The organism is Chromobacterium sp. LK11 (assembly GCF_001043705.1).
GTDB classification, from domain to species: Bacteria; Pseudomonadota; Gammaproteobacteria; order Burkholderiales; family Chromobacteriaceae; genus Chromobacterium; species Chromobacterium alkanivorans.
Window position 1 is genome coordinate 133,102 of sequence record NZ_LDUR01000016.1, and the last position, 23,547, is coordinate 156,648.

At 63.8% G+C, this 23,547-nt stretch carries 24 protein-coding genes and 1 tRNA gene; 19 read left to right on the forward strand and 6 right to left on the reverse strand.

Annotated features, from left to right (window positions below):
* Window positions 1-52 precede the first annotated feature (52 nt).
* The 3 genes from VK98_RS11320 to VK98_RS11330 are packed head-to-tail and all read left to right on the forward strand — an operon-like array spanning window position 53 to window position 3,492.
* Entirely contained in the window at window positions 53-1,258 is a 1,206-nt protein-coding gene (locus VK98_RS11320; protein WP_231589261.1) for an MBOAT family protein, read from the forward strand.
* Window positions 1,259-1,306: 48 nt separating this feature from the next.
* Window positions 1,307-2,341, forward strand: coding sequence for an SGNH family hydrolase (locus VK98_RS11325; RefSeq protein ID WP_048414135.1), 1,035 nt, complete (start codon window positions 1,307-1,309; stop codon window positions 2,339-2,341).
* Entirely contained in the window at window positions 2,338-3,492 is a 1,155-nt protein-coding gene (locus VK98_RS11330) for an SGNH/GDSL hydrolase family protein (protein WP_053077343.1), read from the forward strand. The genes VK98_RS11325 and VK98_RS11330 overlap by 4 nt, the downstream gene beginning before the upstream one ends.
* Window positions 3,493-3,564: 72 nt before the next feature.
* On the opposite strand, the gene VK98_RS11335 is transcribed toward VK98_RS11330, so the two are convergent.
* On the reverse strand, window positions 3,565-4,386 hold the full coding sequence (locus VK98_RS11335; RefSeq protein ID WP_048414136.1) for a 1-acyl-sn-glycerol-3-phosphate acyltransferase: 822 nt from the start codon (window positions 4,384-4,386) through the stop codon (window positions 3,565-3,567).
* Window positions 4,387-4,426: 40 nt separating this feature from the next.
* Window positions 4,427-5,242, reverse strand: coding sequence for a bifunctional DNA-formamidopyrimidine glycosylase/DNA-(apurinic or apyrimidinic site) lyase (gene mutM / locus VK98_RS11340; protein WP_048414345.1), 816 nt, complete (start codon window positions 5,240-5,242; stop codon window positions 4,427-4,429).
* Between the two features lie 78 nt (window positions 5,243-5,320).
* Between mutM and VK98_RS11345 the strand changes: the two genes are divergently transcribed.
* From VK98_RS11345 to VK98_RS11395, 11 genes are all read left to right on the forward strand, one after another.
* On the forward strand, window positions 5,321-7,078 hold the full coding sequence (locus tag VK98_RS11345; protein ID WP_048414137.1) for a tetratricopeptide repeat protein: 1,758 nt from the start codon (window positions 5,321-5,323) through the stop codon (window positions 7,076-7,078).
* On the forward strand, window positions 7,078-7,617 hold the full coding sequence (gene lolB / locus VK98_RS11350) for a lipoprotein insertase outer membrane protein LolB (protein ID WP_156187832.1): 540 nt from the start codon (window positions 7,078-7,080) through the stop codon (window positions 7,615-7,617). The genes VK98_RS11345 and lolB overlap by 1 nt, the downstream gene beginning before the upstream one ends.
* Before the next feature lie 51 nt (window positions 7,618-7,668).
* Window positions 7,669-8,526, forward strand: a complete 858-nt coding sequence (ispE, locus tag VK98_RS11355) for a 4-(cytidine 5'-diphospho)-2-C-methyl-D-erythritol kinase (RefSeq protein ID WP_048414139.1) — start codon at window positions 7,669-7,671, stop codon at window positions 8,524-8,526.
* A gap of 7 nt (window positions 8,527-8,533) precedes the next feature.
* Window positions 8,534-8,608: transfer RNA gene (locus tag VK98_RS11360), tRNA-Gln, on the forward strand.
* An 88-nt stretch (window positions 8,609-8,696) separates the two neighbouring features.
* Window positions 8,697-9,680: a ribose-phosphate pyrophosphokinase gene (locus VK98_RS11365; protein WP_043589892.1), complete on the forward strand. Its 984-nt coding sequence runs from the start codon at window positions 8,697-8,699 to the stop codon at window positions 9,678-9,680.
* A 60-nt stretch (window positions 9,681-9,740) separates the two neighbouring features.
* Window positions 9,741-10,028 carry a 50S ribosomal protein L25 gene (rplY, locus tag VK98_RS11370; RefSeq protein WP_048414140.1) on the forward strand — a complete coding sequence of 96 codons (288 nt, stop codon included), beginning with the start codon at window positions 9,741-9,743 and terminating at the stop codon, window positions 10,026-10,028.
* 91 nt (window positions 10,029-10,119) lie between these two features.
* Window positions 10,120-10,701: an aminoacyl-tRNA hydrolase gene (gene pth / locus VK98_RS11375; protein WP_048414141.1), complete on the forward strand. Its 582-nt coding sequence runs from the start codon at window positions 10,120-10,122 to the stop codon at window positions 10,699-10,701.
* Window positions 10,702-10,777: 76 nt separating this feature from the next.
* On the forward strand, window positions 10,778-11,869 hold the full coding sequence (gene ychF / locus VK98_RS11380; RefSeq protein ID WP_048414142.1) for a redox-regulated ATPase YchF: 1,092 nt from the start codon (window positions 10,778-10,780) through the stop codon (window positions 11,867-11,869).
* Between the two features lie 113 nt (window positions 11,870-11,982).
* A complete protein-coding gene (locus tag VK98_RS11385) occupies window positions 11,983-12,960 on the forward strand; it encodes a hypothetical protein (RefSeq protein ID WP_197083033.1) in 978 nt (325 codons plus the stop codon).
* 139 nt (window positions 12,961-13,099) lie between these two features.
* A complete protein-coding gene (locus VK98_RS11390; protein ID WP_231589262.1) occupies window positions 13,100-13,873 on the forward strand; it encodes a transporter substrate-binding domain-containing protein in 774 nt (257 codons plus the stop codon).
* Window positions 13,874-13,951: 78 nt separating this feature from the next.
* A complete protein-coding gene (locus VK98_RS11395; RefSeq protein WP_048414145.1) occupies window positions 13,952-14,614 on the forward strand; it encodes an amino acid ABC transporter permease in 663 nt (220 codons plus the stop codon).
* Between the two features lie 49 nt (window positions 14,615-14,663).
* Here VK98_RS11395 and VK98_RS11400 read toward each other — a convergent pair whose 3' ends face one another.
* Window positions 14,664-16,418, reverse strand: coding sequence for a long-chain fatty acid--CoA ligase (locus tag VK98_RS11400; RefSeq protein ID WP_048414146.1), 1,755 nt, complete (start codon window positions 16,416-16,418; stop codon window positions 14,664-14,666).
* A 234-nt stretch (window positions 16,419-16,652) separates the two neighbouring features.
* On the opposite strand from VK98_RS11400, the gene VK98_RS11405 reads away from it, so the two are divergent.
* From VK98_RS11405 to VK98_RS11415, 3 genes are all read left to right on the forward strand, one after another.
* The gene (locus VK98_RS11405) at window positions 16,653-17,798 is read left to right on the forward strand and encodes a PLP-dependent aspartate aminotransferase family protein (protein WP_048414147.1); all 1,146 of its coding nucleotides are present in this window, start codon (window positions 16,653-16,655) and stop codon (window positions 17,796-17,798) included.
* Window positions 17,799-17,852: 54 nt separating this feature from the next.
* Window positions 17,853-18,908 carry a nitronate monooxygenase family protein gene (locus tag VK98_RS11410; protein ID WP_048414148.1) on the forward strand — a complete coding sequence of 352 codons (1,056 nt, stop codon included), beginning with the start codon at window positions 17,853-17,855 and terminating at the stop codon, window positions 18,906-18,908.
* A gap of 80 nt (window positions 18,909-18,988) precedes the next feature.
* Window positions 18,989-19,771: a ferredoxin--NADP reductase gene (locus VK98_RS11415; RefSeq protein WP_048414149.1), complete on the forward strand. Its 783-nt coding sequence runs from the start codon at window positions 18,989-18,991 to the stop codon at window positions 19,769-19,771.
* Window positions 19,772-19,790: 19 nt separating this feature from the next.
* Here VK98_RS11415 and VK98_RS11420 read toward each other — a convergent pair whose 3' ends face one another.
* Both VK98_RS11420 and VK98_RS11425 read right to left on the reverse strand, forming a co-directional pair.
* Entirely contained in the window at window positions 19,791-20,240 is a 450-nt protein-coding gene (locus VK98_RS11420) for a GNAT family N-acetyltransferase (protein ID WP_048414150.1), read from the reverse strand.
* Between the two features lie 7 nt (window positions 20,241-20,247).
* Window positions 20,248-20,859 (reverse strand): LysE family translocator, encoded by a 612-nt coding sequence (locus VK98_RS11425; protein WP_043637009.1) that lies wholly within the window; start codon window positions 20,857-20,859, stop codon window positions 20,248-20,250.
* Between the two features lie 107 nt (window positions 20,860-20,966).
* On the opposite strand from VK98_RS11425, the gene VK98_RS11430 reads away from it, so the two are divergent.
* Both VK98_RS11430 and VK98_RS11435 read left to right on the forward strand, forming a co-directional pair.
* Complete coding sequence (locus VK98_RS11430; protein ID WP_048414151.1) at window positions 20,967-21,353, forward strand: DUF488 domain-containing protein; 387 nt, start codon at window positions 20,967-20,969, stop codon at window positions 21,351-21,353.
* 62 nt (window positions 21,354-21,415) lie between these two features.
* A complete protein-coding gene (locus tag VK98_RS11435) occupies window positions 21,416-22,045 on the forward strand; it encodes a LysE family translocator (protein ID WP_048414152.1) in 630 nt (209 codons plus the stop codon).
* Between the two features lie 18 nt (window positions 22,046-22,063).
* On the opposite strand, the gene VK98_RS11440 is transcribed toward VK98_RS11435, so the two are convergent.
* Window positions 22,064-23,497 carry an ATP-binding protein gene (locus VK98_RS11440; RefSeq protein WP_048414153.1) on the reverse strand — a complete coding sequence of 478 codons (1,434 nt, stop codon included), beginning with the start codon at window positions 23,495-23,497 and terminating at the stop codon, window positions 22,064-22,066.
* Window positions 23,498-23,547 lie beyond the last annotated feature (50 nt).

Here is a 23,547-nt window from a genome sequence, read left to right on the forward strand (position 1 = left end):
TGCGCTGATTCTGGCCGTTTATACCCTGTTATTGACCCTGATATCGTCGCGGATGCTCGATTCCGTCCGTCCCAAGCGCTGGTTGCGCGCGGGCTTATTGATGGCGGTGGGCAATCTGGCGGTATTCAAATACTTTGATTTCTTCCGTGAAAGCGCGCAAGCGGGTCTGCACGCGCTGGGCATTGCCGCGATATTGCCGGCGGTGGATTTCCTGATGCCGGTGGGCATCTCCTTTTATACCTTTCAATCGGTCAGTTATCTGGTGTCTTTGTACCGCGGTGAATTGCGTTTCGCCCGAGCCAGGGAGCTGGGGCTGTTTCTGGCCTTCTTCCCCACCTTGCTGGCCGGGCCGATCTGCCGCGCCACCGGCCTGCTGGAGCAGCTGCGCAGCGGCGCGCGCCGTCACATCCTGCAACTGGACCGCGCGCTGGGTCTGATCGTGCTGGCCCTGGCCAAGAAGCTGTGGCTGGCCGGCTGGCTGGCCAGCGCCTGGGTGGACCCGGTGTTCAGCGCGCCAGAAACCTATCACGCGCTGGAGGTCTGGGCGGCTTTCTACGCCTACGCCTTCCAGATCTATCTGGATTTCTCCGGCTACACCGATCTGGTCACCGCCTTGGCCTTGCTGTTGGGCATTCAGCTGCCGCGCAACTTCGACGCGCCGTATCTGGCCCACAATCTGCGCGATTTCTGGCGGCGCTGGCATATGTCGTTGTCCAGCTGGATTCGCGATTACATTTATATACCGCTGGGCGGCAACCGGCTGGGCTTTGCCCGCGCCCAGCTCAATTTGCTGCTGGCGATGCTCTTGTCCGGCCTGTGGCACGGCGCCAGCCTGAAATACCTGGCGTGGGGCGGCATGCACGGCCTGGGCGTGGTGGGCTTGAACCTGGGCGACAAGCTGCTGGGCAAGGAGGCCTTGTCGCGGCGGCTGGCCTGGCTGGCGCGCCTGCTGACCTTTCATTACGTCTGCCTGGCCTGGGTGTTTTTCCGCGCGGCTTCGCTGGAGGACGCCTGGAGCTTTTTGGAAGCCATGGCCGGCACCGGCCAGGAGCTGACGCTGAACGCGCCTGGCTTTCTGGCGCTGAGCGCCGCGGCGTTCGCCGCGCTGCCCTATCTGGGCGCGGCATGCGAACGCGGCATCGCCCAGCTGGGCCGCCTGCCGTGGTGGGGCAAGCCCAGCTTGCTGGCGGGCTGCGCCTTGCTGATCATCGTGGTGTCGCCGCCGGGCATTCCGGGTTTTATTTATTACCAGTTTTAGTCGCGCCGCCGCGCGTTTCATCTCTTACCGCATTGAGGCAAGCGTCACATGATCGCCCGTTCCGCCATCCGCCAGGCCCTGGCCATCCTCGGCAGCAGCATGTTGCTGTTGTGCTGGATTGAACAGAGTTCGATCAACGCCTATTGGCGGCAGACTTTTCATCGTCCCAGCCAGCTGGAAGCCCTGTCCGAGTTGAGCGTCTGGCGTCTGGGCGCGGAACTGGGGCGGGAATTCCGCGATCAGAGCCGAGGGCTGTTGACCCGGCTGGATCGCTGGGACGACGATATGATCGCCTATTTCAACGCCTGCTGCCTGCGGCCGGACTTGCCGTCGCCGGCAGCGCCGGCGGAAGCCGCCGCGCAGCGGATTACGGCGCCGGCGTCGAACGCGGTTCCGTTGCCGCCGTCGTCATTGCCGTCGGCCCCGCCGCCCGCGGCGGCCAAGGACGTTCGCATCTTGCTGCGGCCGGGGCAGAAGGTGTTGCTGGCCGGAGACTCCATGATGCAGGGCGTGGCGCCGCATTTGTTGCGGCCCTTGTTCAAGCTGCACCAGATCAAGGCGCTGGATCTCAGCAAGCAGAGCACGGGGCTGACCTATCCGGACTTTTTCAATTGGCCGGACACGATAGAACGGCAGTTGGCGGCGAATCCCGACGCCGGCCTGGTGGTGGTCTTCCTGGGCGCCAACGATACTTGGGACATGGTGGGCGGCAGCCGCTACATCCGCTTCGCTTCCGAGGAGTGGGAACAACGCTACCGCGAACGCATCCGCGCCATCCTGGCTTCGGCCCGCAAGCATAGGGCGCAGTTGCTGTGGCTGGGCGCGCCGAATATGGGCAAGGACAAGCTCAATCGCGGCGTGCATTACATCAACGGCCTCTTCCGCGAGGAAGTCGAAGGCGCCGGCCAGCGTTATCTGTCCACTCGCGAAGCCCTGGGCAGCGCGGACGAGGCGTTCACCAAATTCATGACCCTGCCCGATCAGGGCGAAGTGGCGGTGCGCACCGCCGATGGCATTCATTTCACGCGCCAGGGCCAGGTATTGCTGGCGCGGCGCGTGTTGGCAGAATTGAGGTTTGAATGAAGTTGAGAATCAGCGCGGCATTGGCCGGCTGGCTGGCGGCGGCATCGGCGCTGGCCGCGCCGGTGCAGGATTTCGGCGAGATCAATCTGGCGAGGCTGGCCTCGCGGCTGAAGGCGATTTCCACCGCGGTGCAGCCGGTGCGCGTCACCCAGCTGGGTGACTCGCACACCGCGGCCGATTATCTGACCGGCACGCTGCGCGAGCGCTTCCAAGCCAAGTTCGGCGACGCCGGCATCGGCTGGACGCCGCCGATGGCGGTGCCCGGCCAGCGCCACGCCCTGGTGATCCAGCGCAGCGAGGGCTGGGCGCTGATCAATAGCCGCAAGGACGGCGATCCGGACTTCCCGCTGGGCGGCTATATCGCCCAGGCCCAGCGGCCGGGCGCCGCCATCAGCGTGTTGCCGCGCAACCCGCTGGACGGCTTGTGGCGGGCGCGTTTCCGCGTGCGCGCGGCTCAGGACGGCGCCGGCGCGCTGGAAGTGGACGACGGCCACGGCAGCCGCAAATTGAATCCGCCGGAGCCGGGCAAGGGCTGGCAGACGGTGGAGCAGAAGCTGTACTTCCCCTTCGTGGTGCGCGCCGGCGCGCTGCCGGCGGTGGAGTTGGGCGGCGTCGAGCTGGAGCGGCTGGCGCCCGGCGTGGTGCTGGACAGCATAGGCAGCAACGGCGCCCAGCTGTCGATCTGGCAGCGTTGGGGCAAAAACTGGAGCGCCCAGCTGGCGGAGCGCAACAGCGATCTGGTGATCCTGGCCTACGGCGCCAACGAGGCCTTTGACGACCGCCTGGACCTGATCGAGTACCAGCTCAATCTGCAGGCGGCGATCAACACCGTGCGCCGCGACCTGCCGCAGGCCGCCATCCTGATGCTGGGCGCGCAGGACGCCGCCCGCAAGCGCGGCGCGGCCAGCAAGGAGTGCTCGCCGGGGCGGCCGCTGCAATTGGCGGCGGTCAAGCGCATCCAGCAGAAAGTCGCGCGCGACAGCCATGTGCTGTACTGGGACTGGGAACAGGCGATGGGCGGACCGTGCAGCATGAAGCGCTGGCAGGCGCAGCAATTGGCGCGGCCGGACATGGTGCACTTCTCGCAGCAGGGCTACGCCAAGCTGGCCGACGATTTGTTCGATAATCTGATGGCGCGGCTCAGTCTGTGAGCGTAGTCGGCGATGGATGAGAAAAGCCCCCGGAACGGGGGCTTTTGCATGGGCGGGACTTGGCCCAGGTTTTCAGAGTTGCCGCTCCGCATTCTGTTCCTGCGGCGCTTCCGCGGCCGGAGGCGGGCTCAGGCGCAGCGCGCGCGCCACTTCCTGCTGCGCTTGCTGCGCCAGCGCGAAGCGGGTGTCCAGCCCGTTTTCCCAGGCTTTCAACGGTTGGCCGTAGCTGACCTCCACCTCCATCGCCGGCATCGCCAGCACTTTGCGCACGCTTTGCAGAAAGGTCAGTTCGCCGATGAAGGCCGGCACCAGCGTTTGCTCGCCATCGGCGTCGTAATAGCGCAGGCCCACCGGCTGCACGGTGCCGCGCGACAGCAAGGCGGCTTCGAACAGCGAGGCCTTGAACGGCAGCAGGTTCAGGCCGTCCGAGGTGGTGGATTCGGGGAACACCGCCATGCAGGCGCCGTTTTCCATCGCGTGGGCCAGCGCCTTGTAAACGCGGCTGGCGTCCTTGCGCTTGCTGCGGTCGATGAACAGGGTGCCGCCCAAATGCGCCAGCCAGCCCAGCACCGGCCAGGAGCGAAGTTCGCGCTTGGCGACGAAGCGGGACACCGTGCAGCTATTGAGCACGAAGATGTCCAGCCAGGAAATGTGGTTGGCCACCAGCAGGGTGTTGGGCGGGTAAAAGCCGGGGTTGACGCCCTGGATCCGCACGCTGATGCCCAGAATCTTCAGCGCGTGAGCGGCCCAGCGCCGGGTGACGACGGCGCGCTCGGCGTGGGCCAGCCGGGAATAACGGGTGACCAGGATGAAGACACCGATGGCCAGGTGGCCGAACAGGCGCGCGACGCGTGCTATCCGGGTGAGCAAAGAGGTTGTGGCGATTGACTTCAAGATGCTTCGAGGCTCGGTGCGCAAGGTTGAGGCCGTAACTCTAGCATGGCTGGCACAGCGGACAATAGTAGGAACTGCGCTGGCCCTGGCGCAAATGCCGGATCGGCGTGCCGCATTGCCGGCATGCTTCATCCTGGCGGCCGTACACCATATAGCTTTGTTGAAAGTAGCCGGGCTTGCCGTCGCTGTGCACGAAGTCGCGCAGCGTGCTGCCGCCGGCCTGGATGGCGCGGCTCAGCACGCTGCGGATTTCCTCGGCCAGCCGGCGGTATTCGCCGTCGCGCACCGCGTTGGCGGCGCGGGCGGGATGGATGCCGGCGTGGAACAAGGCTTCGTTGGCGTAGATATTGCCGACGCCCACCACCACGTGATTGTCCATCAGCATCAGCTTGACCGCGCTGCCGCGGCGTTGCGCGGCCCGGATCAGCGTGTCGCCGTCAAAGCCGTCGGACAGCGGCTCGGGGCCAAGCGCTTGCAGCAGGGGATGGTGTTCGATGGCGCCGACATGCCACAGCACCGCGCCGAAGCGGCGCGGATCGCGGTAACGCAGCACATTGGGGCCCAGCAGCAGGTCGACGTGGTCGTGCTTTTCCGGCGGCGTGTCCGCCGGCAGGAAGCGCAGGCTGCCGGACATGCCCAGGTGAATGATCAGGGTGCCGGCGTCGGTGCCCAGCAGCAGATATTTGGCGCGGCGCTCCACCGAGCGTATCGTCAGGCCGCGCAAGGCGGCGTGCAGTTCCGGCGGCACCGGCCAGCGCAATCCGGCTTGGCGGACCACGGCGCCGTCCAGTTTGGCGTTCAAGAGGTGGGGCAGAATCCCGCGGCGGGTGGTTTCGACTTCTGGCAGTTCAGGCATGGGTAGAATGGCGCGAAGATAAAAACAGGTCATGCTATTCTACGCATTCAACAGGTTTATAAGCAGGTCTCTGACTCCATGCGAATGCAACGGCTGAAAAAAACACTCCCTTTGCTGATGGTCGCGCTGCTGTCGGCATGCGCCAATTTCAAGCACCCGGGCGCGGCGAAGGCGGTCGATGCCGGCAAACCGGCCGGCGACGAGGCCGCGATAACGCAGAAAGAAGACGAAACCCTATTGCCCAAGGCGGAGCTGACGCCGGAAATCCTTTATGGCGTGGTGGCGGGCGAAATCGCCGCCCAGCGCGGCTCGGTGGGCGCTTCCGCCGTGACCTATCTGGAGCTGGCGCGGCAGACGCGAGATCCGCGGCTGGCGCAGCGCGCGGCTGAATTCTCGATGTTCGCCGGCTTGCTGAAGGAAACCTCGGAAGCCTTGACCCTGTGGATGGAGCTGGCGCCGGATTCGGTGCCGGCGAGAGAACAGCTGTTCATCACCCTGCTGCGCGCCGGCAAGCTGGCGGAAAGCAAGCCGCTGATCGAGGCGCTGCTGCTGAAAGAGCCGGAGCGCGCGCCGGCCATCTTCGTTCAGCTGGCGCGGCTGACCTCGCGCCAGAGCGACAAGCAAGCCGCTTACGAACTGGTCAAGCAGTTCGCCGCCCGTTATCCGGACCTGGCCGAGGCGCGCTTCGCGCTGCTGGCCGTGGCCGCCGAAGCCGGCGACCAGGCCACGATGAACCGCGAGTTCGACCGGCTGGCGCAGATCGCGCCGGCCTGGGACTTGCCGGTGGCCTGGCAAGTGGATCGGCTGCGCCGCGAGCAGCCGGAGCAGGCTATCGATTTTCTGCAGCGCGAACTGGCGCGACGGCCTAACGCCGGCCTGGAACTGAAGCTGGCCAAGCCGCGGCTGCTGGTGGGCGCCAAGCGCTTCGCCGAGGCGAGACAGGCTTTCGATCAGCTCTTGCCCGGCAATCCCAACAATCCCGACCTGCTCTACGCGTCCGGCCTGATGGCTTACCAGATGCGCGATCTGCCCGCCGCGGAGCGGCATCTGCGCCAGGCGCTGGCGGCAGGGCATCCCGAGGCCAATTTCATTCGCTACACCCTGGGGCAGATCGCCGAGGAGCGCCAGGACGTCGGCGCGGCCAAGGGCTGGTACGAGATGGTGGGCGCCGGGCCGCAATTCCTGCCGGCGCAAGGCCGGCTGGCGGTGATGGAGGCCGGCGACGGCAAGCTGGATCTGGCCCTGGCGCGTCTGGCGCCCTTGGGCGGCAACGACCAGGAGAAAATCACCCTGGCCCTGCTGCAGTCCCAGCTGGCGCGCGAAGCCAAGCAGCCGGGCAAGGCCCACGATTTGCTGAGCAAGGCGCTGCTGCGCATGCCCAAGGCGCCGGAGCTGCTGTACGAGCGGGCGCTGGTGTCGGACACCCTGGGCAATGTCGGCAACGCCGAGCGCGATCTCAAGCAAGTGCTGAAGGAAAAGCCGGGCGACGCCCAAGCGCTGAACGCGCTGGGCTATACCCTGACCAATCGCACCAGCCGTCATCAGGAAGCGCTGGGCTATATCGAGAAGGCGCTGAAGAGCGAGCCGGACAATCCCACCATCCTGGACAGCCTGGGCTGGGCGCAATACAAGCTGGGCCGCCTGGACGCGGCCTTGAAGACGCTGCAGAAGGCCTACGCGCTGTTGCCGGACCCGGAGCTGGCCGCCCATCTGGGCGAAGTGCTGTGGAAGCTGGGCAAGAAGGACGAGGCGCTGACGGTGTGGAACAAGGCCTTGGAGGCGAGCCCGGATCATGACGTGCTGCGCGAGACCATGCGCCGCCTGGGAGCGCATTGATGAGGTGGGGCGGTCTGATTCTGGCCTTGTCTCTGGCGGCGACCGGCTGCGCGACGCGCGAGGCGGTGTTCATGCCCTCCGCGACGCAGTCCGCGGACCAGCCCTTCGCGGTCAGCGGGCGTCTGTCGGTCAATCTGGACGGCAAGGGGCATGTCGCCAACTTCGATTGGCGGCATCAGCCCGAGCGCGACCAATTGGCGATCAACTCGCCGTTGGGCAATACCGTGGCCGAAGTGGTCCGCGACGCCGGCGGCGTCACCCTGCTGGCGGACGGCAAGGCCTGGCAGGCGCCGGATGTGGAAAGCCTGACCGAGAAAACCCTGGGCTGGCCGCTGCCGCTGTCCGGCTTGGCCTGGTGGATCCGCGGCATGCCGGTGCCGGGCGAGGCGAGCGAGATCCGTCCCGACGGCGAGCTGTTGCAGCAGGGCTGGCGCATCCGCTTCGTGCGCGAGGCCGAGTCCGGCGAGCGCTATCCCAAGCGCGTGGACCTGGTCCGGGACGGATTGACGGTAAGAGTGGTGGCCCGCGATTGGCGCTGACGCGCATTGCTCCGCTCGTGTGATTTCAATGATTGCCATGGTGTTCTGTTGATGAGTTCCCCCGTATTCCAAGACTTTCCGGCTCCGGCCAAGCTCAACCTTTTATTGCACGTCGTCGGCAAACGCCCGGACGGCTATCATCTGCTGGAGACGGTGTTCCGTTTCATCGATTTCAACGACACGGTGTCGCTGGCCTTGCGCGACGACGGCCGCGTCGTGCTGGAAACGCCGATCGCCGGCGTGGACCCGGAGCAGGATCTGACGGTGCGCGCGGCGCGGCTGTTGCAAGCCCATGCCGCTTGCCGGCAGGGGGTCGGCATCCGCCTGGACAAAAAGATACCGATGGGGGGCGGTCTGGGCGGCGGCAGCTCCGACGCCGCCACCGTTTTGCTGGCCCTTAACCGCATGTGGGGACTGAATCTGCCGCGGGCGGTGTTGCAGGAATTGGGTTTGAAGCTGGGCGCTGACGTGCCGGTGTTTATTTTCGGCCGCAGCGCGCTGGCCACCGGCGTGGGCGAAAAACTGAATGAAATCAAATTGAAGCCGGCATGGTATGTGGTAATTCATCCTCAGGTGCAGGTGCCCACCGGCAAAGTATTTCAAAATTTTTCGCAAGAGGTGTTGACAGAGGTAGGGGGCGTGGGCATAATGCGAATCCTCGAAACAACGCAGCAACGACGAAACGATCTGCAAAACGTTGTTTCGAATATGTACCCAGCGGTGAATGAAGTGCTGACCGAATTAAGAAAATATGGTTCGCCGCTGATGACTGGTTCCGGCTCCTGTGTGTTTCTGGAGTGCCAGTCTAAAGACGAAGCCGATAAAGTTTATCAGGCGGTGTCGATAAAATATAAGGGATTTTTAGCAAAAGGACTCGATGTCCATCCCTTGATCGACAACGCTGAATAAAGGTTACTGGGGAGTCGCCAAGTGGTAAGGCACCGGATTTTGATTCCGGCATTCGTAGGTTCGATCCCTACCTCCCCAGCCAAGACTTTCTCTCAATAAGAGAGAGCATGAAAAAAGCGTGTAAGAATCCCTTACACGCTTTTTCTTTATCTAGCTAAGGCACACGAATCATGGCGGCATACGACAGTTTGATGGTATTCACCGGGACCGCGAACCCGGAACTGGCCCAAAACGTAGTCAAACATCTGGATATCTCGTTGGGACGCGCCGACGTCGGCAAATTCAGCGACGGCGAAGTGGCGGTGGAGCTGCTGGAAAACGTCCGCGGACGCGACGTGTTCATTCTGCAGTCGACCTGTGCGCCGACCAATGACAATCTGATGGAAATCCTGACTATGGCCGACGCGCTGAAACGCGCTTCGGCCGGTCGTATTACCGCGGCGATCCCGTACTTCGGCTATGCGCGGCAGGACCGTCGTCCGCGTTCCGCCCGCGTGCCGATTTCCGCCAAGCTGGTGGCCAATATGCTGACCAGCGCCGGCATCGACCGCGTGCTGACCGTCGACCTGCACGCCGACCAGATTCAGGGTTTCTTCGACATTCCGGTGGACAACGTCTACGCGACGCCGGTGCTGTTGAAGGACATCCGCTCGCAGCGCATCGAAGACCTGATCGTGGTCAGCCCGGACGTGGGCGGCGTGGTCCGCGCCCGCGCGATGGCCAAGGCCTTGAACACCGATCTGGCCATCATCGACAAGCGCCGCCCCAAGGCCAATGTGGCCGAAGTGATGAACATCATCGGCGACGTGTCCGGCCGCACTTGCCTGATCGTCGACGACATGATCGACACCGCCAACACCCTGTGCAAGGCTGCCAGTGCTCTGAAAGAGCGCGGCGCCCAGCGCGTGCTGGCCTATGCGACTCACCCGATCTTCTCCGGTCAGGCGATCGATCGCATCAAGAATTCCGACATCGATATGGTGGTGGTGACCGACACCATCCCGTTGACCGCCGAGGCCAAAGCCTGCCCGAACATCCGGGTGGCCTCCATCGCCGGCCTGCTGGCCGAGACGCTGCGCCGGATCAACAACGAAGAATCGGTGTCCTACCTCTTCAATGAGGAACTGGTTGCGGCGGGCGCCTGCCTGCCGTGAACATCGGGCCCGCTGGTCGCGGCGGGCCGGGTGCTTTTAATCTGAAACTGGAGTTTTGCCATGTCTTTTGAATTTACCGCCAGCAAGCGTGAAGAGTCGGGTACGAGTGCGAGCCGCCGCCTGCGTCACGCCGGCCAGGTTCCGGCCGTTGTTTACGGCGCTTCCAAAGAAGCCGTATCCATCGTTCTGGACCACAACACCATGTACTACGCGCTGAAGAACGAAGCGTTCCACACTTCCGTTCTGGATCTGGTGATCGACGGCCAGAAAGAACAAGTTAAAGTGGCTGCGTTCCAAATGCACCCGTACAAACAGCAAGTGATGCACATCGACTTCGCTCGCGTGTAATCTAGCTGCCGTGCCGTCTGACGGTAACGGTTGAAAAGCTCGTTGCTAGCCGTCGGCCCGCAACGAGCTTTTTCATTTGGAACAAGAGAATATGTCCGGCATTCGCCTGATAGTGGGTTTGGGCAACCCCGGCCCCGAATACGAAAGAACGCGCCACAACGCCGGTTTCTGGCTGCTGGACGAGTTGTGCTGGCGCCATAAAGGCAGCTGGCGCACGGACGGCAAGTTCCACGGCGACGTGGCCCGCGTGGAGATAGAGGGGCGGGACGTCTGGCTGCTGAAGCCGATGACCTATATGAATCTGTCCGGGCAGGCGGTGTTGGCGCTGGCCCATTTTTACAAGATTCTGCCGGATCAGATTCTCGTCGTGCACGACGAGCTGGACCTGCCTCCGGGCGCGGCCCGCTTCAAGCAGGGCGGCGGCCACGGCGGCCACAATGGTTTGAAGGACATCGCCGCGCGGCTGAGTTCGCCGGCCTTCTGGCGCCTTCGGCTGGGCATCGGCCATCCGGGCGACCGCAACGAGGTCGCCAATTTCGTGCTGAAGAAGCCGCGCGCCGAGGAACAGCAGGCGCTGGACGAGGCGATCGAGCAGGCTTTGCGGCAATTGCCGGCGGCCGTAGGCGGCAAGATGGCGGCGGCGATGAAGGAATTGCACACCGCCGCCAAATGAGCGGCTGGGCAAATCGCCGGCTAGCCGCTATGCTGCGGCAGAACAAGATTTTTCAAGAATTCGAAGGAATGCGGACATGAGTCTGAAATGCGGTATCGTCGGCCTGCCCAATGTGGGCAAGTCCACCCTGTTCAATGCGCTGACCAAGGCCGGCATCGAAGCCGCCAACTATCCGTTCTGCACCATCGAGCCCAATGTCGGCATCGTGGAAGTGCCGGATCAGCGGCTGGCCGAACTGGCCAAGATCATCAATCCGCAACGCATCCAGCCGGCCATCGTCGAATTCGTCGACATCGCCGGCCTGGTGGCGGGCGCCTCCAAGGGCGAGGGTCTGGGCAACCAGTTCCTGGCCAATATTCGCGAGACCGACGCCATCGTCAACGTGGTGCGCTGCTTCGAGGATGAGAACATCGTTCACGTCGCCGGCAAGGTGGATCCGATCGCCGACATCGAAACCATAGGCACCGAACTGGCGCTGGCCGATCTGTCCGCGGTGGAAAAGGCGATGACGCGCGAAGGCAAGAAAGCCAAGTCCGGCGACAAGGACGCGCGCGCGCTGATCGCGGTGCTGGAAAAACTGGTGCCGCATCTGGACCAGGGCCTGCCGGCGCGTTCGCTGGAGCTGAGCCCGGAAGAGAAGGTCTTGATCAAGCCGCTGTGCCTGCTGACGATCAAGCCGGCGATGTACGTGGCCAACGTGGCCGAAGACGGCTTCAGCAACAACCCGCTGTTGGAGCGGGTGCAAGAGCTGGCCGACAAAGAGGGCGCGCCGGTGGTGGCGCTGTGCGCGGCGATCGAGTCCGAAATCGCCGAGCTGGACGACGCCGACAAGGCCGAGTTCCTCGAAACGCTGGGCCTGGAAGAGCCCGGCCTGGATCGCCTGATCCGCGCCGGCTACAAGCTGCTGGGCCTGCAGACCTACTTCACCGCGGGCGTCAAGGAAGTGCGGGCCTGGACCATACATATCGGCGACACCGCGCCGCAGGCGGCCGGGGTGATCCACACCGACTTCGAGCGCGGCTTCATCCGCGCGCAGACCATCGCCTATACTGATTTCATCGCGCTGGGCGGCGAAGCCAAGGCCAAGGAGGCCGGCAAGATGCGCGCCGAAGGCAAGGAGTATGTGGTGCAGGACGGCGATGTGATGAACTTCTTATTTAATGTGTGATCTTAACGGATCGAAAATAAAGGCATGCAGCTCTGGCTCATGCCTTTTTTTTGGAAGTAAACTGGAACGCGGCAATGTGATGCCGGCTGGATGTTGATAAAAGGGAATACGTTTTGGAACGCCAAGCTGAAATTGTTGATGAGATTGGTTTGATTGATGTCGTTCGTTTTTGTAAGGAACAATGGCGGTTGATGGTGTTTCTGCCCATCATCGCTGCGTTGGCGGCAGTGGCCTTGGTTTTGAATATGCAGGACAGGTACGCGGCAACCTCCCTGCTCCTGGTGCCGGCGCCCTTAGGCCCTCAGGGCGGAGCCAGCGTGTTGAAGGACAATGCGATGCTGGGTGTGACTGCGGCTCATTTTGAGCTGGCCAAGCATTACGACGTGGAGGGAGCGGACAAGGCCAAGCTCAGCCTGTTGGACAACCTCAAAGTCACCGCCGGCAAAGACGGTTTGCTTGAGGTCTCGGTCACCGATGTGGACCCGGCATTTGCCGCCCAGCTCGCCAACTACCTGGTGGAGCAGACCCGGCAGCGGATTCTGGGCTTGCACGTGACGGAGCAGAGCAAGAAATACCTGGTAGTGCAGGAGCGGATCAAGGCGGTACAAGGCCAGGTGTCGGAGGCGAGACGGCAGCAGAAACAGTTGGGCAGCGTGGCGGAGGCCTTCTTGAACAGCGAGTCGGCGCGAGTGATCGAGAGTTTCGCGCGTCTGGAAGCGCAAATGAACGCCCAGCAAATGGAGGGGAATAGCCCGGTACAGTCGTCTTTATTGCAATTGCGCGCGGAATTGGAGCGCAGCAATCCATTGGTAAAGTCCATCTCCCCGCGGCAGTTGGCCACGATGCGAGATTTGTTCTTCTACCAGGCCACGCTGGAGGAACTGCAGAAACAGGCTTTGGTGGCCAAAGCCCTGATGTCGCAGGATGTGCAGGTGGTGTTGCCGGCGAGTCAGCCTCTGGAAAAGGCCGGACCCAAGCGCGCGGCGATGGTGTTGCTGGCCGGTCTGGGAGGGTTTGCCTTGGCGGTGTTGATTGGCTTGGGGCGCAAAGCTTGGGGTTCCATGCGTCAGCGCTTGCAAGTCGCCGTGTAAGGCGGGCTTGACGAAATGGCCGCGGTTCGCGGCCATTGTTCTATCTAGAACTTGGCAGCGGCCATGGCTGGTGATATTCTCGCTTTTTGTTATTTTGTTTTTCAAAATCACTAAAGGTTATATTGATATGCGCAAGCTGATGACGGTTCTTGTAATGGCGGGCCTGGCTGGCCAGGCGTTCGCGGCGGACTTGCTGGACACGGTCAAGCAGCGCGGCAGTCTGAAAATAGCTTTGGAAGGCACGTATCCGCCGTTCAATTTCAAGGACGCCAAACAGCAATTGACCGGCTTCGATGTCGAGATCGCCACCGAAATCGCCAAGCGCCTGAAAGTGAAGCCGGAGTTCACTACCGCGGAGTGGAGCGGCCTGCTGGCGGGCTTGCAGGCCGGCAAGTTCGACATCGTGGTCAACCAAGTGGGCGTGACCGACAAGCGCAAGGAAGTGTTCGACTTTTCCCAGCCCTACACTTACTCCAGCGCGCAGTTGATCGTACGCAAGAACGAGACCCGCGCCTTCAAGAGCCTGGCGGAACTGAAAGGCAAGAAGCTGGGCGTGGGGCAGGGCAGCAATTACGCCGATATGGCCAAGGCCGTGCCCGGCATCGAGGTGAAAACCTATCCCGGCGCGCCTGAATATCTGCAGGACCTGGCCAGCGGCCGCGTGGACGCGGCGTTGAACGACAGCTTGCTGATCCCCTTCGCCATCAAGCAGGCCAAGCTGCCCTTGAAGGCCGGCGCGCCGGTGGGCGAGGTGGCGACGATGGCGATTCCGTTCGCCAAGAACAATCCGCAGTTCAAGGCGGCGATAGACAAGGCGTTGGGCGAGATGAAGGCCGACGGCAGCTTCAAGAAAATCTCGGTTAAATGGTTCGGCATCGATGTGTCGAAAGCGCCGGCGGCGGCCAAGAAATAAGCGGCCGTTCGGTTTCGAGTGGATAGGGCAAGACGCCCCTGCTTGCGCGGGGGCGTCGGTTTTTTTGGAAAAACGTGAATGACTGACTGGATCGTCCTGTTCGAATCGGCGCTGCCGGTGTTGTTGCAAGGCGCGGGCTATACCTTGATGTTCGCGGTGGTCGCGATGGTGCTGGGACTGGCGCTGGGCTTTGTCGTGGCCTTGCTGCGCGTCGCCAGGGTGCCGCTGCTGGCTCAACTGGCCGCCTTCTATGTCAGCGCAATGCGCGGCACCCCGCTCTTGGTGCAGATTTTCGTCATTTATTACGGTTTGCCGGGCGCGGGCATCGAATTGGGACCGGTGACGGCGGGCATTCTGGCCTTGACGCTGAACGTGGCCGCCTACCTGTCGGAAAGCCTGCGCGGCGGCATCGCCGGCGTGCATCGCGGGCAGTGGGACGCCGGCCTGTCGCTGGGCTTGAGCTGGTGGCAGACCATGCGTCACATCATCGCCCCGCAGGCGCTGCGCTTGTCGGTGCCCAGCCTGTCCAATTCGCTGATCAGTCTGATCAAGGACACCTCGCTGGTATCGGTGATCACCGTGACCGAGTTGATGTTGGCGACCAAGGAGGTGATCGCCCAGACCTTCCAGCCTCTGCCGCTGTATCTGGCCGCGGCGGCGATCTATTGGGTGTTGAGCGCCAGCTTCGAGCGGGTGCAGCGCTATGTGGAGCAGCGCTTGGAGCTGGCGCACAAGCGCTGAACGTGTCCAAAGAAAAAGCCCCGCGTTGCGGGGCTTTGTCGCATCGGGCTCAGGCCGGAGCGTAGAGGTTTTCTATCATTGCGCGGCAGCGCTCGGCTATCACCTTGCGGCGCAGCTTGAGCGTGGGCGCCAATTCGCCGGCGTCGACGCACCAGGGCTTGTCGACCAGGGTGAATTTCTTGATGTGCTCCCAGTTGCCGAAGTAGCGGTTGAAGCGCTTGATTTCGCGGTCTATCAGCTCGACGATCTTGGGATGACTGCTCATCTCGCTGTCGGTGGTGTAGGCGACGCCGTGTTCGGCGCACCATTCCTTCAGTTTTTCGAAAAGCGGGACAATCAACGCCGCCGCGTATTTCTGACCGTCGCCCACCACCATGATCTGGTCGATGAAGGCGGATTCCTTCAGCTTGTTCTCCAGCGCTTGCGGCGCGATGTATTTGCCGTTGCTGGTTTTGAACATTTCTTTCTTGCGGTCGGTGATGCGCAAGTAGCCGTGTTCCAGCACGCCGATGTCGCCGGTGTGCAGCCAGCCGTTGTTCAACGCTTCGGCGGTGAGCGCCGGCTCCTTGTAATACCCGAGCATCACATTGTCGCCGCGCACCAGGATTTCGCCGTCGTCGGCCAGGCGCACTTCCACGCCGGGCAGCGGCAGGCCCACGCTGCCGATGCGGGTGTCTCTGGCGTTGAACGGGTTGGCGGAGATCACCGGCGCGGATTCGGTCATGCCGTAGCCTTCCGCCACCGACACGCCGCAGGCCCAGAACAGCCGCGCCAGCCGCGGCTGCAGCGCGGCGGAGCCGACATTGATCCATTTGAGTTCGCCGCCCATCGCGGCGCGCCATTTGCGGTAGACCAGCTTGTCGGCCAGCGCGTGCTTGGCGGCCTCCAGCGGCGAGCGCCGCGCATTGGGGTCGAAGCGCTCGGCGCGCTCCACCGCCCACAGATACAGGCGACGCTTGAGGCCGCTGAATTCACGGGCCTTGCCCACCAGTTTGTCGTGGACTTTCTCCAGCACGCGCGGCACCGCGCTGAAGGTGTGCGGACGGATGTCGGCCAGCGCGGAGGACAGGCATTCCACGCTGGAGAAGTAAACGCCGGCGCTGCTGTACATATAGTAGAACACCCCGGCGCGCTCGAAGATGTGCGACAGCGGCAAAAAGCTCAGCGCGCGGCATTCGCCGTGCGGCAGGCGGGTGAACTCCGCGGTGGCGATCACGGTGCTGAGCACGTTGCGGTGCGACAGCATCACGCCTTTGGAGCGTCCGGTGGTGCCGGAGGTGTAAATGATGGTGTAAACGTCGTCAGGCTGGATCGCGTCGCGGCGGCCTTCCAGCTCGGCTTGCCGTTCCGGCTTGGCCAAGGCCAGGATCTCGGTCCAGGACGGGCAGCCTTCGATCTGGCTCAGGCCGTAGATCGGGCAGCTGAACTTGCCCAGCGCCTCATGCAATTTGCGTTGCAATGCGGCATTGCCGACGAAAGCGAGCTTGACCTCGGCATGAGTCAGGATATAGCGTGCATCATCAAGGGTCATTGTGGGGTAGAGCGGCACGCTGACGGCGCCGATTTGTTGCAGCGCCAGATCGGCGAGCACCCATTCTATGGAGTTGTCGGCGGCAATGGCGACCTTGTCGCCGCTGGCGATGCCCAATTCCAGCAGACCCAGGCTGAAGCGGTTGACGCTGTCCGCGACTTCCTCGGTGGACAGCCTGCGCCATTCCTTGCCGGCCTTGGCGGCGAGGCAGTCGGTGCGCGGGTGGCGTTCGAGTTGGCGGGGCAGGATGTCAAATACGCGTTCTAGCTTCATTCGTACAATTGTTTGAATGCGAAACGCTGCAAAATAGTCCTAAAGCGCGTGGATGTAAAGTCAAAGCTGCTAAAAATTTAGTCAAGATCAAGGGAGTAGTCGCCGTTTTAGCGGCGGTTTCCTTGAAGTTTTCGAAAAATGATGAAAGAGTCATGGCTGCGGCGCACTAGGCGCTTGATTGCGGTCGGTTTGTCCGACAAAGCGGACAAGTAAATGATTTTTTGAGGAAAAGCCGTGAAATTTGCAACCAGATCCATTCATGTCGGCTATGACAACGCAGATCATGGCAAGGCGGTGATGCCGCCGGTGTACCAGACTTCGGTGTTCGAATACGGGCATGTCGGCGAATCCATGCCCTTTGTTTACGCCCGCACCGGCAATCCCACGCGGGCGGCGCTGGAAGCCTGCCTGGCCAGCCTGGAAAACGCCCGTCACGGCCTGGCCTTCGCCAGCGGCATGGCGGCCATAGACGCGGTGCTGCGCGCCTGCCTGAAGCCGGGCGACGAAGTGATTGCGGTGGCGGATCTTTACGGCGGCGCTTACCGCTTGTTGACCAAGGTGATGGAGCCGGCGGGCGTCAAGGTCGTTTTCGCGGATTTGAGCGACAGCCGGAAACTGGAAACGCTGATCAGCGCGCGGACCAAGCTGCTGTGGCTGGAGTCGCCCACCAACCCGCTGTTGGGCATGGTGGACATCGCGGAGCTGGCCAAGACCGCGCACGCGCACGGCGTCCGGGTGGCGGTGGACAGCACTTTCGCCACGCCTTATCTGCAGAACCCGCTCGATTTGGGCGCCGACATCGTCGTGCATTCCGCCACCAAGTACTTGGCCGGCCACTCCGACGTTCTGCTGGGCCTGGTGGCGGTCAGCGACGACGCGCTGCACCGCGAGATCAAATTCATTCAGAACGCCGCCGGCGCGGTGCCGGGGCCGCAGGATTGCTTCCTGACCCTGCGCGGCATCAAGACCCTGCATTTGCGCATGGATCGGCATTGCGACAACGCGGAGCGGGTGGCGGATTATCTGCAGTCGCATCCCAAGGTGGAGCGGGTGTTCTTCCCGGGGCTGCCGGAGCATCCGGGGCATGATTTGGCCGGCCGTCAGATGCGCCGCTTCGGCGGCATCGTCAGCATCTGGCTGAAGGACGACAGCCGCGAGGCCGCCAGCCGGCTGGCCGAGCGCTTGCGCCTGTTCGCGCTGGCCGAGTCGCTGGGCGGAGTCGAGTCGCTGATCAATCACAGCTACACCATGTCGCATGGCGGCATGCCGCCGGAGCAGAAAGCGCAATTGGGCATACGCGAAGGCGGGGTAAGGCTGTCGATAGGCATTGAGGATATCGACGACATCCTGGCCGACCTGGAGCAGGCTCTGGCGGACTGATCTGGCTGGGCTGTCTTTCAACCGACGCCCGCGAGGGCGTAATCGAGGAAAAATATGGCTTCCGCTTTGTGCCGTCGCTGGCAGTTGCACACCCCTTTGATTCAGGCGCCGATGGCGGGCGGCGCCACCACCCCGCCCTTGGTGGCCGCGGTCAGCCAGGCCGGGGGCCTGGGCTTCCTGGCGGCGGCGCTGCTGCCGCCCGAACGCTTGCTCAGCGAAGCCGCCGCGGTGCGGCGTCTCACCGACAAGCCCTTCGGCATCAATCTGTTCGTGCAGGACGATCCGGCTCCCAGCCGGGAGGTCTTGCAGCAGGCGCTGGAGTGGCTGGCGCCGCTGCACCGCGAACTGGGCCTGCCGGCGCCGGCAATCCCGGAGCGCTTCTGCGAGCCGTTCGCGCGCCAGTTCGAAGCGCTGCTGGAAGCCAAGCCGGCGGTCGCGAGCTTCACCTTCGGCATCCTCAACCGCAATCAGCTCAAATTGTTGAAGCAGGCCAAGATAGAAGTGATCGGCACCGCCACCAATATGGCGGAAGGGCTGGCCTGGGCCGAGCTGGGTGCGGACGCGATCTGCGCCCAGGGCCGGGAGGCCGGCGGCCATCGCGGCACCTTCATCGGCCGGCCGCAGGACAGCCTGCGGCCCACGTTGTCGCTGGTTTACGAGCTGGCGCAGAACCAGCCGCTGCCGGTGATCGCCGCCGGCGGCCTCATGCATGGACGCGACATCGCCGCCGCGATGCGCCACGGTGCCCAGGCGTGCCAGCTGGGCACCGCGTTTTTGCGTTGCCCGGAATCCGGCATTTCCGCCTTGTGGAAAAGCGAGCTGGCCAAGGCCGCGCCCGGCGGAACCCGTTTGACCCGAGCCTTTTCCGGGCGCCCCGCGCGCGGCCTGAACAATCGTTATATGGAGTTGATGGCCGACAAGGAAGAGCTGGTGCCCGCGTATCCGGTGATGAACGCCTTGACCGGGCCTTTGCGCGCCGCGGCGGCCAAGGCCGGCTTGCGCGACTTTTTGTCCTTGTGGGCGGGGGAGAACGTGGCTGCCGGCCGCGAGCTGCCGGCCGGGCAGCTGGTCGCCACGCTGCACGAGGAGTGGCTGGCCGCCTATCGTTGAGCGCCGCGGAGGCGCAGGCTTGAAGCCGGGGCCGATCTGGAGCACAATACTTGAGTAATTTACTTGGGTATTGGCGAGCAATGGATACAGCGATCGAAGAGAAATACACGGTTCAACCCATCTTGTGGCTGCGGCGCTGGGCGGACAATCTGCTCAGCTTCCGCTTGCGGCGGCCGGACGCCTATCGGTTTGAGCCGGGGCAGTTCGCGCGGCTGGGCTTGCCGCTGGGCGAACAGGGCGGCCAGGTGTGGCGGGCGTACTCGATGTGTTCCGCGGTGACCGACGAGTATCTGGAGTTTTATTCCATCGTGGTGCCGGACGGCCAGTTCAGTTCGCGCCTGGCGCGGCTGCAAGTGGGCGCGGAAGTGATGTTGGACAAGAGGGCGATGGGCTTCTTCCTGGCGGACCGGCTGCCGGCGGGCGAGGATTTGTGGCTGCTGGCCACCGGCACCGGCTTGGCGCCGTATTTGTCGATTCTGCAGGATCCGGGCCAGTGGCAGCGCTTCGAACGCATTGTGCTGGCGCATTGCGTGCGGCACGCAGCTGAGCTCAGCTATCAGGATTTCATCGCCGCTTTATGCGAGCATCCGCTGTGGGACGAGCACGGGCACAAGCTGCAATACCTGCCCATCGTGACGCGCGACGCTCCGGAGGGGGTGTTGAACGAGCGCATTCCGGCCTTGCTGGCCAATGGAAGCCTGGAGCGGGCGGCGGGGCTGGCGATGTCGCCGGAGCACTCGCGCTTCATGATCTGCGGCAACCCGGCCATGGTGGAGGACACCCATAGGCAGCTGATGAAGATGGGCTACCGGATGAGCCGGCAAAGCGCGCCGGGCCATCTGGTATTGGAGAACGGCTGGTAGCCGTCGCAAGCCGGCCGGCCTATAAGGCCTTGCTCATGAACAGGCTGAGCGGGTCGGGCCGGTAGTCGCCGAACGGCGGGCAGGGATCGAATCCGGCGCGCCGGTACAGGCCGATGGCTTCAGGCTGCGACACGCCGGTTTCCAGTTTCAGCGCGGACAGGCCGGCGGCGCGGGCTTCTTCCTCCAGGCGCGCCAACAGCGCCTGAGCCACGCCCTTGCCGCGTTGGGACGTCGCCACGAACATGCGCTTGATTTCGCCGTAATCCTCATGCGGCACCAGCGCGGCGCAGCCGACCGCCGCATGCTTGTCGTCGCGGGCGACGATGAAGCAAACCTGCTGGCGCTCCAGCTCCGCCGGGTCCATCAAGTGATTGCTTTCCGCCGGGTAGAGGGCGGCCTGGTATTCGTCCAGTTGTCGAATCAGTTCCAATACATCGCGTTGCCGCGGCGATTCCCGTTGCAGATGCATGGCGCTATTACTTGTTGGCGTTGGCGAGCAGGGCGCCGAACAGCAGAAAAGTCATGCCGCCGGCCTTGTTCACCCACTTGCCGCCGCGTTCGCTGGCCAGCCAGCGCCGCGCGCGTTGCGCGGTCAGCGCGTACACGGTGTGGATCAGGATGATCAGGCTGCTGAAGGTGCCGACCAGCAGCAGGAACTGCGGCGCGTAAGCGCCCTGGGTGTCGATAAACTGAGGGAAGATGGACAGAAAGAAGAAAATGGATTTGGGATTGGTCAGTTGCACCGCCATGCCTTCCCCAAAGCGCCGGGCAAAGCCGCGCGGCTGGGTTTGGATCTCATCGAAGCGGAAAGCCGGCGCGCGCAGCAGCTTGACGCCCAGGTAGAACAGATAGGCGGCGCCTATCCACTTCATCACGGTGAAGGCCAGCGCCGAGGCGGCCAGCAGCAGGCCGAGGCTGGTGGCCGACACGCCGGCGACGATGAAGGAGCCGCAGGCGGTGCCGAGAATGCCGCCCATCGTGCCGCGCAGGCCGAAGCGCAGCGAATTGGTCAGGGTCATCAAAATGCCGGGGCCGGGACTGAGCACGGTGGCGGCGGCCATCAGCAGATAAAGCGGATAGTGTTGCATGAGGATTGTTCTGGTTGGGGGGCGGGCCCTTAGTCTACGCAGGGTTCGCCATCGATGACAATGTTGTTGCGCGCGCGCCTGGGCCGCGCGGTTTGGGAGAATGAGCTATGACGGTACGCGTCGTGCAATTGGGCAGTCCGCGTCACCCGCAGGAGGGCACGCGCATCGGCACGGTGCGGCGGCCGCCGCGCGGGGTGCCCAAGGAGGCGTTTGCCAGCGGCGACTGGTACGATGTGTGGTTTCCCAACCTGGCGCCCAGCGCGGAATTGGTGAAACAGGCGCAGGCGGCGCAGAGTCCCGCCGAGTGGCAGGCGTTCGAGCGCGCGTATCGCGCCGAGATGAAGGCGCCGGCGCAAAGCCGCGAGCTGGATTTGCTGGCGGCGCTGTCGCACGGCAGCCACTTTTCCATCGGTTGTTATTGCCAGGACGAGGCGCATTGCCACCGTTCGGTGTTGAGAGCTTTGCTGGGAGAACGCGGCGCGGCGCTGGAGTGAGGCTTTGATTCCGACGGGCAGGCTCGTATCATATCGGTTTGTATTTATCCGGAATGTCCGTCATGCCTGATTTGTCCACGCTATTGTTGTTCAGCCTCGCCTGCGTCGCGCTGGCGGCGACGCCGGGGCCGGACATGCTGTTGATCGCCAGCCGCAGCGCCAGCCAGGGACGCCGAGCCGGTTTCGCCACCTTGGCGGGCATCCTGATGGGCACTTACTGTCATGCGCTGGCGGCGGCCTTCGGCCTGGCGCAGCTGTTCGTGCACGCGCCGCTGGCCTACGATGCGGTGCGCATCGCCGGCGCCGCCTATCTGTTCTACCTGGCCTGGACGACGCTGCGCAGTCGCAGCGTGTTGAGCGTTCCCGGCGCGGCGGGCGCGCAGTCGATGCCGCGCATCGTGGCCCAGGGCCTGATCACCAATCTGCTCAATCCCAAGATGGCGCTCTTCGTGCTGGCCTTGTTTCCCCAGTTCGTGCATCCGGCCGCGGGGCCGGTCTCGTTGCAGATCATGGTGCTGGCGACCTTGCTGAACGCGATAGGCTTGCTGATCAACGGCGCGATCATCCTGGCGGCCAGCCGTTTCGGGCGCGCGCTTGGCGACAGGCTGGGAAGCAGCCGGCTGCCGCAATGGCTGCTGGCCTCGGTGTTTGGCGGCTTGGCTTTGCGCTTGGCGCTGGCGAGCAAGGACTGATAGCGCCTGTTCAACGCCTCATGCGCCGCGCTTGGCCCAGGGCAGGATCAGTTGGGCGATGACGCCGCCGTTGGCGGCGTTTTGCACGTGCAGCTTGCCGCCCTGGGCCCGCGCCAAGGTTTCGCAGAGCGGCAAGCCCAGACCCATGCCGCGCGAGCGGGTGGTGAAGAAGGGCAGGAAAATCTTGGGCAGGATGGCGTCGGCAATGCCCGGGCCGTTGTCTATGATCTTGAAGCGGTAGTTGTGTCCGTCGCTTTCGCCGCTGATCACGATGCGGCCGCCTTGTTCCTGCAACGCGTCGCAGGCGTTCTGCACCAGGTTGTGCAGGATCTGCTCCAGCGCGGTGCGCTCCGCGCGCGGCCATTCTTCCGGGCTTAAGTTATGCCACTCCAGCGTGATGTTCTGATTGGCCAGCTCGGCCTGGCGCAGGAACAGCAGGGAGTTCACCAGCGCGTCGGGATCCAGCGGGGTGGTTTCCGTGGCTTTGGGATGGGCCAGCAGACGGCTGAGCCGGCTGATCAGCGCCGCGGCGCGGCGCGCCTGCGCGCCGGTGGCCTGCAGCGTATCGCGCGCGGCTTCGCGTTGCGAGGGTTCGTCCAGCGTCCGTTCCAGCTGGCGGGTATTGGCGATGATGGCGGTCAGCGGCGGGTTGAGTTCCTGGGCCAGCCCGGCCATCATTTCATTCAGGGTATTGAGCCGGGCTTGAGCGGCCAGCCGGTCCTGCTGCTGCTGGCGCTGTTGCGAGGCGCGTTGGCGATGTCTGGCGTAGAGCGCGACGGCGACGGCGGCCAGCAGCGCGTTCCACAACAGGATTTCCATCCAAGGCAAGCTGTTCCAGCTCAAGGCGGTGCGGCTGGACAGGCGGAAGGGCTGGCTGGCGCTGGGCAGCTTGCGATCCAGGCTCAAGTCCCAGTCATTGGCTTGTCCGCCGGCCTTGCGTTGCAGCAATTCGATGCGGTGGCCGCGCAATTGCAGCGAGATGTTTTCCAGAGGTTCGGGCAGTTCGGCCTGGACCAGCATGCGCAGCGGGTCGATCAGCAGCGCCCAGCCGTCTGGGCTTTGCAGCCAGTAGCGTTGTTGCGAGTCGAAGCCGAGAATGGTCTGGCCTTGTTGCTGGGCCTGCCACAGCAAGGCCAGAGGCGGGCGCAGGCCGCCGGGGTCGCCATGCCATTGCTGCTGCCGCCAGTAGCCGATGGCGCTCAACTGCGGCATGGCCGTTTGCAGGCGCTTGAGCATGTCGGCCGGCAAACGGCTTTGCTCCGAGGCGGCCAGCGTGGCCAGCACCGCGTCGTGTTGCGAGGCTTTCTGGCTCAGCAGGCGCAGGGTGATGAAGGACTCCTGGCGGAAGCGCTGCTCCAATTCGCCAAACTGGCGCCAGCCCAGCCATAGGCAGCCCGCCAGGCTGAGCAACAGCCAGGCGGTGAGGGCGTAGCGGCGATCCAATGACATCATGGCGGCGATTATCGCACGCCGCCGAGGGCGCGCCAGCCTGGTGTGTTAAG